Source organism: Gemmiger formicilis, assembly GCF_016901605.1.
GTDB classification, from domain to species: Bacteria; Bacillota; Clostridia; order Oscillospirales; family Ruminococcaceae; genus Gemmiger; species Gemmiger formicilis_B.
Genome location: NZ_JACJKP010000157.1, coordinates 1 through 6,969, shown reverse-complemented (window position 1 = coordinate 6,969; position 6,969 = coordinate 1). Strand labels below are relative to the sequence as shown.

The 6,969-nt window shown below is 62.0% G+C and carries 6 protein-coding genes and 2 pseudogenes; 7 read left to right on the top strand and 1 reads right to left on the bottom strand.

Annotated features, from left to right (window positions below; translation table 11 throughout):
- The 4 genes from H6B10_RS11370 to H6B10_RS11355 all read left to right on the top strand — a co-directional run.
- The coding region (locus H6B10_RS11370; RefSeq protein WP_204651715.1) for an energy-coupling factor ABC transporter ATP-binding protein at positions 1–826 on the top strand (826 nt) is incomplete at its 5' end.
- The gene (locus tag H6B10_RS11365) at positions 823–1,650 is read left to right on the top strand and encodes an energy-coupling factor transporter transmembrane component T family protein (RefSeq protein WP_204651714.1); all 828 of its coding nucleotides are present in this window, start codon (positions 823–825) and stop codon (positions 1,648–1,650) included. The genes H6B10_RS11370 and H6B10_RS11365, both read left to right, overlap by 4 nt.
- Before the next feature lie 14 nt (positions 1,651–1,664).
- Complete coding sequence (locus tag H6B10_RS11360) at positions 1,665–2,489, top strand: PHP-associated domain-containing protein (RefSeq protein ID WP_204651713.1); 825 nt, start codon at positions 1,665–1,667, stop codon at positions 2,487–2,489.
- A gap of 33 nt (positions 2,490–2,522) precedes the next feature.
- Positions 2,523–3,347: a MurR/RpiR family transcriptional regulator gene (locus H6B10_RS11355; RefSeq protein WP_204651712.1), complete on the top strand. Its 825-nt coding sequence runs from the start codon at positions 2,523–2,525 to the stop codon at positions 3,345–3,347.
- 64 nt (positions 3,348–3,411) lie between these two features.
- Here the strand turns inward: H6B10_RS11355 and H6B10_RS11350 are convergent.
- Positions 3,412–4,262: pseudogene (locus H6B10_RS11350) on the bottom strand (MATE family efflux transporter).
- Positions 4,263–4,552: 290 nt separating this feature from the next.
- On the opposite strand from H6B10_RS11350, the gene H6B10_RS11345 reads away from it, so the two are divergent.
- The 3 genes and pseudogenes from H6B10_RS11345 to H6B10_RS11335 all read left to right on the top strand — a co-directional run.
- Entirely contained in the window at positions 4,553–5,251 is a 699-nt protein-coding gene (locus H6B10_RS11345) for a LytR/AlgR family response regulator transcription factor (protein WP_204651711.1), read from the top strand.
- 4 nt (positions 5,252–5,255) lie between these two features.
- Entirely contained in the window at positions 5,256–5,918 is a 663-nt protein-coding gene (locus tag H6B10_RS11340; RefSeq protein ID WP_204651710.1) for a sensor histidine kinase, read from the top strand.
- Positions 5,919–6,006: 88 nt separating this feature from the next.
- Positions 6,007–6,969 (top strand): annotated as a pseudogene (locus tag H6B10_RS11335) (ABC transporter ATP-binding protein); the annotation flags it as partial.

Sequence of the window (6,969 nt, the reverse complement as noted above, 5' to 3'; positions counted from 1 at the left end):
GCCCGGCCCCGAAGCCGCCGCCCTGCACGGGGTGACGGTGGCCTACCGCAGCGTCAAGGGGGAACCCCGGGTGGTCTTTGACGGGCTGGACCTGACCTTCCGCAAAGGGGAAAAGATCGCCCTCATCGGTTCCAACGGAGCGGGCAAATCCACCCTGATGAAACTGCTGGTGGGGCTGCTCAAACCCAACAAGGGCAGCGTTTCGCTGGAAGGCACGCTGCTGCGGGATACCAAGCCCGAGGACCTTTCCCGCCGCATCTCGCTGGTCTACCAGAACCCCGAACAGATGTTCATCAAGGACAGTATCCGGGCGGACATTGCCTACGCCATGCAGGTGCGGGGGGTGGACCGGTGGCAGCAAAAAACCGACGCCCTGCTGGAACGGTTCCGCCTGACCGAACTGGCGGACCGGGACGGGCGGCTGCTCTCCGGCGGGCAGATGCGCCGGGCCAGCCTGGCCATCGGTGTGGCGCTGAACCCCGGCATTCTGCTGCTGGACGAACCCACCGCCAACCTGGACATTGCCACCCGGCGGGAGATTCTGCACACCCTCAACGATATGAAAGAAATCACCGAAACGGTGGTCATCGCCACCCACGATATGCAGCTGGTCTGCGAGTGGGCCCAGCGGATCATCGTGCTTTGCGGCGGTCAGGTGGTGGCGGACGGCACCCGGGACGAGATCTTCGGGGACGCCGCCCTGGCGGCCCGGGTGGGCATTCGCCCGCCGGAGATCTTCACCATGGGCCGTGCACTGGAGGAACAGGCCCTGTGCTACACGGTGCCGGAATTCCTGCGGCAGTTTGAAGGAGAGAATGCGGTATGATGCAAAAACTGTCTGAAAACATCCTGGACAAATTCTCCATGGATTTTCTGCGCAACCAGGTGCTCAAAAACGCCTACGGCAACAACGATACCGTCATTGCCGCCCGGGACCCCCGGGTGCTGCTGGTGTGGTATCTCTTCTTCGGGCTGGTGCCCTGGTTCGTGCAGGATACCGCCTTTCTGCTGGGGTGCTTTGTGCTGGTCATGATCACCACCCTGCTGGCCCGGGTGGCGGGGCTGGTACTGCTGCTTTTTGCGGTGGGGGTCTTTTCCCAGACAGGCTACCTGCTGCTGGCCACCTGGCTGTTCGGGGGCGATGCCTCCGCCATTGCGCCGCTGCTGGTGCTCACCCTGAAAGTGGCCACCATCTCGCTGGCGTCGGTCACGGTGTTCTCGGGGCTGGACCCCGACCGGCTGGCCAACGGCCTCATGTGGTACGGCTGCCCGGAACGGCTGTCCTTCTCCATCTCCTACGCCTACCGCATCCTGCCCATGCTTATGGAAGAATTCCAGAACGTGCTGCTCAGCTACCGGCTGCGGGGCAACCCGCCCGCTCACGATACCTTTACCGGCAAAGTCAAATACCTGGCCTATCAGGTCAAGATCATCATGGCCGCCTTCTATCCGCTCATGCTCAACACCGCCAAGCGCAGCCGCACCACGGTGGAAGCGCTGGAACTGCGCGGCTACCGTTACGCCGCCACCAACAAGACGGTGCGGCGCATCAAGCTGGCCGGCATGCACCTCACCTGGGACGACGGCATTTTCGCCGCTGTGTCGGTGCTGTGGGTGGCTGTCACCGTGCTGCTGGCCGGCCTTGTGTAACAGGAGGAAGAACCATGTATCTGGATTTTCATACCCACGGCAAGCTGGCCAAAAAGCTGCCTTTTTCTCAGGAATACACCCACTGGCTCTTTGGGGAAGCCCGCTCTGCCGGGCTGGACGCCCTCTGCCTGACCGAGCATTTCAACACCTGGGGCTTTGCCGAACTTTACCGCTATATTGCCTCCCAATCCGAACGGGAGGGGGATACCCTGGTCTTTGACGGGCTGCCCATCTTCCCCGGCATGGAGACCGACATTGCCGAGGGCGGGCATATCCTGTCGGTAGGCCCCATGGAAGCCATCCTGGAACTGAACCGCCGCCTGGAACCCTACAAGGCCAAGGGGAACTTTCTGCCCTTTGCCCGGCTGATGGACCTGTTTGCGGAATACCCCGTCTTTGTGGGTGGAGCCCATCCCTTCCGGGCCGGGGGGCATATCCCCGAACTGCCCACCGACCAGCTTACCCGGCTGGATTTTCTGGACATGAACGGCAAGGACCTGGCCGAGGACCGGGAGCGCACCCGGCGGCTGACCACGGGGCTGGGCAAGGCCCTGGGCCTGCCGGTAGTCAGCGGCAGCGATACCCACCAGGCCGTGCAGTACGGCTGTGTGCGTACCCGTTTTGCCGAATCTTTCAACACGGTGGAAGCCCTGCGCCGGGCGGTGAACGGCGGCGCGTACGAGATCTGCATTTCCGACAATGCCGCCCGCCAGGTGGCCACGGCGGCGCTGCTCAAACGCTCCCTCAAGGAGATCCACGCTCTGGGCGGTGACTATGTTTCGGTGCTGCTGGGCAAAGAACCGGCCTGGGCTGCCCAATACGCCCCGGCTGTGGTATAATAGTCCCATCATCTTTCCCAGGGAGGGTACCCCATGCCGCTGCAGTTTCCCCAAAGTCCCGAAAAACTGACCCCCGCCGAGCGCCGCCTGCTGGAATTTATCGAGAGTCACCGGGAAGAATTTCTCTTTATGACCATCGGCCAGCTTTCGGCGGATTTGGGGGTGTCGGAGGCGACCATCTCCCGGTTTGCCCGGCATCTGGGCTGCCAGGACTTCAAGCAGCTGAAAAACCACGTGCTGGCCCAGAATCATCTGGAAGGCCCGGCGGGCAAGCTGGCCCGCACGGTGCTGGCGGAAGGGGAGTTTGACCCCCGCCGCTACCTGCTGCAGCAGCAGGCCTGCCTGCAAAAGACCATGGAAGCCCTGGACCCCGCCGCCTTTGAGCAGGCGCTGGAAGCCCTGCTTTCCGCCCGGCGGATCTTCATCCAGGCCAAAAGTGCCTCGGCATCCATGGGGCAGCTGCTGTTTTTCCGGCTGCGGCGGCTGGGCCTGCCGGTGGAACTGCTGCCCGGCAGCGGCACCGAACTGCTGGAAGGTCTGGTCCAGGCCGGGGCAGGGGACCTGGTGGTGTTTTTCGGCTTCTCCAAGGTCTCGGCGGAAGGGCGTATGATTCTGCGCCGCCAGCCGGCAGCGGGGTACCGCACCCTCTGCTTTACCGGGCGGCTCCACCCCCCTGCCGAGGAACGGGCCGATATGAATCTGTATGTCTACCGCGGCACCGAGAAGGAATACCACTCCATGACCGCGGCCGCCGCATTGGTGGATACCCTGGTGGTGGCGGCTTCCCAGCGGCTGGGGGCCGACGGCGCAGCCCGCCTGAAAGAACTGCACCGGATGAAACAGCAGTTCGGCTCCTGAACCATACAAAAAAGGCAGCACCCTTTGCGGGTGCTGCCTTTTGGTTTAGCAACGGGAAAAACGCTCACCGGGGCCCTTCGTTCCGGAAGATCCGGCGCAGCATCAATACGCCCATGCAGCTCAGGAACACCTCGGTGATCAGCTGGGCAAAGGGCAGGCCGTACAGCGGGTAAAGCCGGTTGAGCAAAACCAGCAGGGGGATCTCCAGCACCAGTTTGCGGCAGATGGCAAACAGCAGGGCGTTGCGGCCCATGCCCAGGGCCTGGAACACGCCCACCGTCAGGAAGTCGGTGCACAGGAACACAAAGCTCAGGCTCATCACCCGCAGGAACCGGGTACCGTAGTCCACGATCTCGGTGCTGTCCATAAAGGCGCGGATCATGGCCGGGGCGCCCAGGCAGTAAACCACCGTAATGGCCAGCATGGACGCCCAATGATGCGCAAGGCAAACACAATGGCAGCCTTCAACCGCTTGCGGTTGCCGCTGGCATAGGTGTAGCTGACCAGCGGCATGATTCCCTGGGAAAAGCCCAGCGCCACCTGCATGGGGATCATGTAAAGCTTCTGGCTGATGCCCATGGCCGCAATGGCGGCGGCGCCGAAGGGCGCGGTAAAGTTGTTCAGCAGGGTGGAACCCAGCACGTTGAGCAGATTCTGGATGGAGGCCGGAATCCCCACGCCCAGAATGTTGCGCACCTGGTTGTATTCCTTGCAGCCCAGGTTGCGGCTCATGGCGCTGGAAACGCCCACGCCGAACAGGTTGTTCACGGCGTTGAAGGCCAGCGTTACCGGGTAGACCAGGGTGACGGCGGCGTTTTCCACCGGGTTGTTGAGCATACCGACAAAGAAGGTGTCGGCCAGATTGTACAGAATGGTGACCAGGGAACTGATGACGATGGGCAGCGAAAGCTGCATGACGGCGCCGGGGCCGGCATGCGCTCAAACAGGTATTCCTTGTCTTGTGTTTTGTTCATGGGGGCATGTGACTCACTTTCCTGCATCCGGACCTGTATCCGTGTTTGTAAGGTGGTTCCATTATAGTATACAAAGAGGATTTTGTCATCAGCCAGGGTGCCGCCCCATGCGCTGCCGGGGAAGGATTCGGCGCCGGGGGCTTGCGTTTCCCGGGCGGGATGGCTACAATGGCAGTGATACATTGTGCAAATTCGCGGCGGCGCGCCGCCCGGGAAAAGGAGCTGACTGCCATGCAATGCAAACTGGCCATCTGTGACGATGCGGAGGCCGACCGCGCCTACCTGGAAACGCTGGTGCGGCGCTGGGCGGCCCGGCGGGGGCATAGGGTGTGCCTGAAAGCGTACCCTTCGGCGGAGAGCTTCCTCTTCCAGTATGCCGAGGACAAGGACCTGCAGATTCTGCTGCTGGATATTGAGATGGGCCCCATGGACGGGGTGAGCCTGGCGCGCACCCTGCGCAAGGAAAACGACGCGGTGCAGATCGTTTTTATCACCGGCTATTCGGATTACATTGCCGACGGGTATGAGGTGGAAGCCCTGCACTACCTGATGAAGCCGGTGGGGGAAGAAAAACTCTTCGGCGTGCTGGACCGGGCGGTGGAAAAACTGCGCAGCAACCAGCGCACCCTGCTGCTGGAACTGCCCGGGGAGGTGGTGCGGCTGCCGGTGTACCAGATCCGCTGGGCGGAGGTGCAGGGCAACTATGTGACCATCCACGCCAAAACCGACTGCACGGTAAAAATGACGCTGGGCCAGCTGGAAGGGGAACTGGACGACAATTTCTTCCGGCTGGGGCGGTCGGCGCTGGTGAACCTGGGCTGCGTGGCCCGGGTGACCAAAGCGGCGGTGACCCTGAACGACGGCACCCAGGTGCCGCTGCCCCGGGGCGCTTATGAGCGGATCAACCGCGCCATCATCCAAAGGGGGTAAGGGGATGGGCTTTTTTACCCGAAAAATGGACCGGGAACTGGAAGCCTACCAGCGGGAGCTGGTGGACACCCACTACAAAGAGGTTGAGAATATGTACCGGCAGATCCGGGGCTGGCGGCACGACTACCGCAACCACATCCAGGTGATGAAAGCCCTGGCCGCCCAGGGGGATATGGCGGGGATTCAGGATTATCTGGACAAGCTGGACACCGACCTGAACACGGTGGATACCGTCATCAAGACCGGCAACGCCATGGCCGACGCCATTCTCAACAGCAAAATTTCCCTGGCAAAGGCCCGGCATATCCCGGTGCAGGCGGACGCCCACATCCCGGTCAAACTGCGGATGTCGGAACTGGACCTCTGCGTCATTCTGGGCAATCTCTTCGACAATGCCATCGAGGCAAGCCTTTCCCTGCCGGAGGAACAGCGGCTCATCCGGGTGTATATGGATATGAAGGGCACCCAGCTGTACATCAGCTTTACCAACTTTACGGCCACCGGCAAACAGAAAAAGATCGGCCGCCGGTTTGCCACCACCAAGGGGGCGGGGCACGGCTTCGGGCTGGTGCGCATCGACAATATCATCGAAAAGCTGGACGGGTATCTCAGCCGCAACAGTGAGGACGGCGCCTTCACCACCGAGATCCTGATCCCCCAGCTGTGAACGGTTCGTCCCCCCAAAACTGCAATTCGTCCCCGGAATGTGCCCGGGGACTTTTTTGGTGGTAGGGTATAGGCAAGAGGTGAAATACATGAAAGAAAAACCCAAATACAACACCCTGCAGAACGTGGGCTTCATGCTGGGCATGGCCCGGCGGGTGGACAAAAGCGTTCCTTTTTTGTGCGCGGGCATCGCGGTTGCCACGGCGGGGAGCACCATTGCCCAGCTGCTGCTGGCCCCGGCGGTGCTGGCCCGGGTGGAATCCCACGCCCCGCTGCAAAGCCTTGTGTGGGTGATTCTGGCCTTCACCGGGGTGCTGTTTGCACTCTACGGCGTCAAAGCGTACCTGGACGAAAACGCCGTCTATGGGCGCATCAGCGTCCGGCTGGAGATCATCGGCCGCATTTGCGATAAAATGGCCGGGACCTCCTTTCCCAATATCCTGGACACCGGCTTTGACAAATCCGTCGAAAAATCCGTCGGCGCCTGTTCGTCCAACCAGGACGCTGTCGAGGCCATCTGGCAGACCCTCACCGATCTGCTCACCAACTTGCTGGGGTTTGGGGCCTATCTGGTGCTGCTGTCGGGGCTGCATCCCTTCCTGCTGGCGGTGGTGGTCGTCACCACGGCGGCAGGGTATCTGGTCAGCCTGCGCACCAACCGCTGGATCTATCAGCACCGGGAGGAAGAGGAGGAGTACAGCAACCGGATGGGCTATCTGCGCCGCAGCTGTACCGACCGGGCCAACGCCAAGGACATCCGCCTGTTTGGGCTGCAGCCCTGGCTGGGCGATGTGTGGGAGCGGGTCATCCGGCTGTTCAGCGACTATGTGCGCCGGCGGGAACTGCATTACCTCTGGATCGACGGCGCCGACCTGGTGCTTACCTTTGCCAGGGACGGCATCGCTTACGCCTACCTCATCTGGCTGGCCCTCACCGAAGGTCTGCCCGCCTCCCAGTTCCTTCTGTATTTCACGGCGGTCAGCGGCTTTACCCAGTGGGTCATCGGCATTCTGGACAAAGGGGCTACGCTGCACCGCCAGTCGCTGGAGATT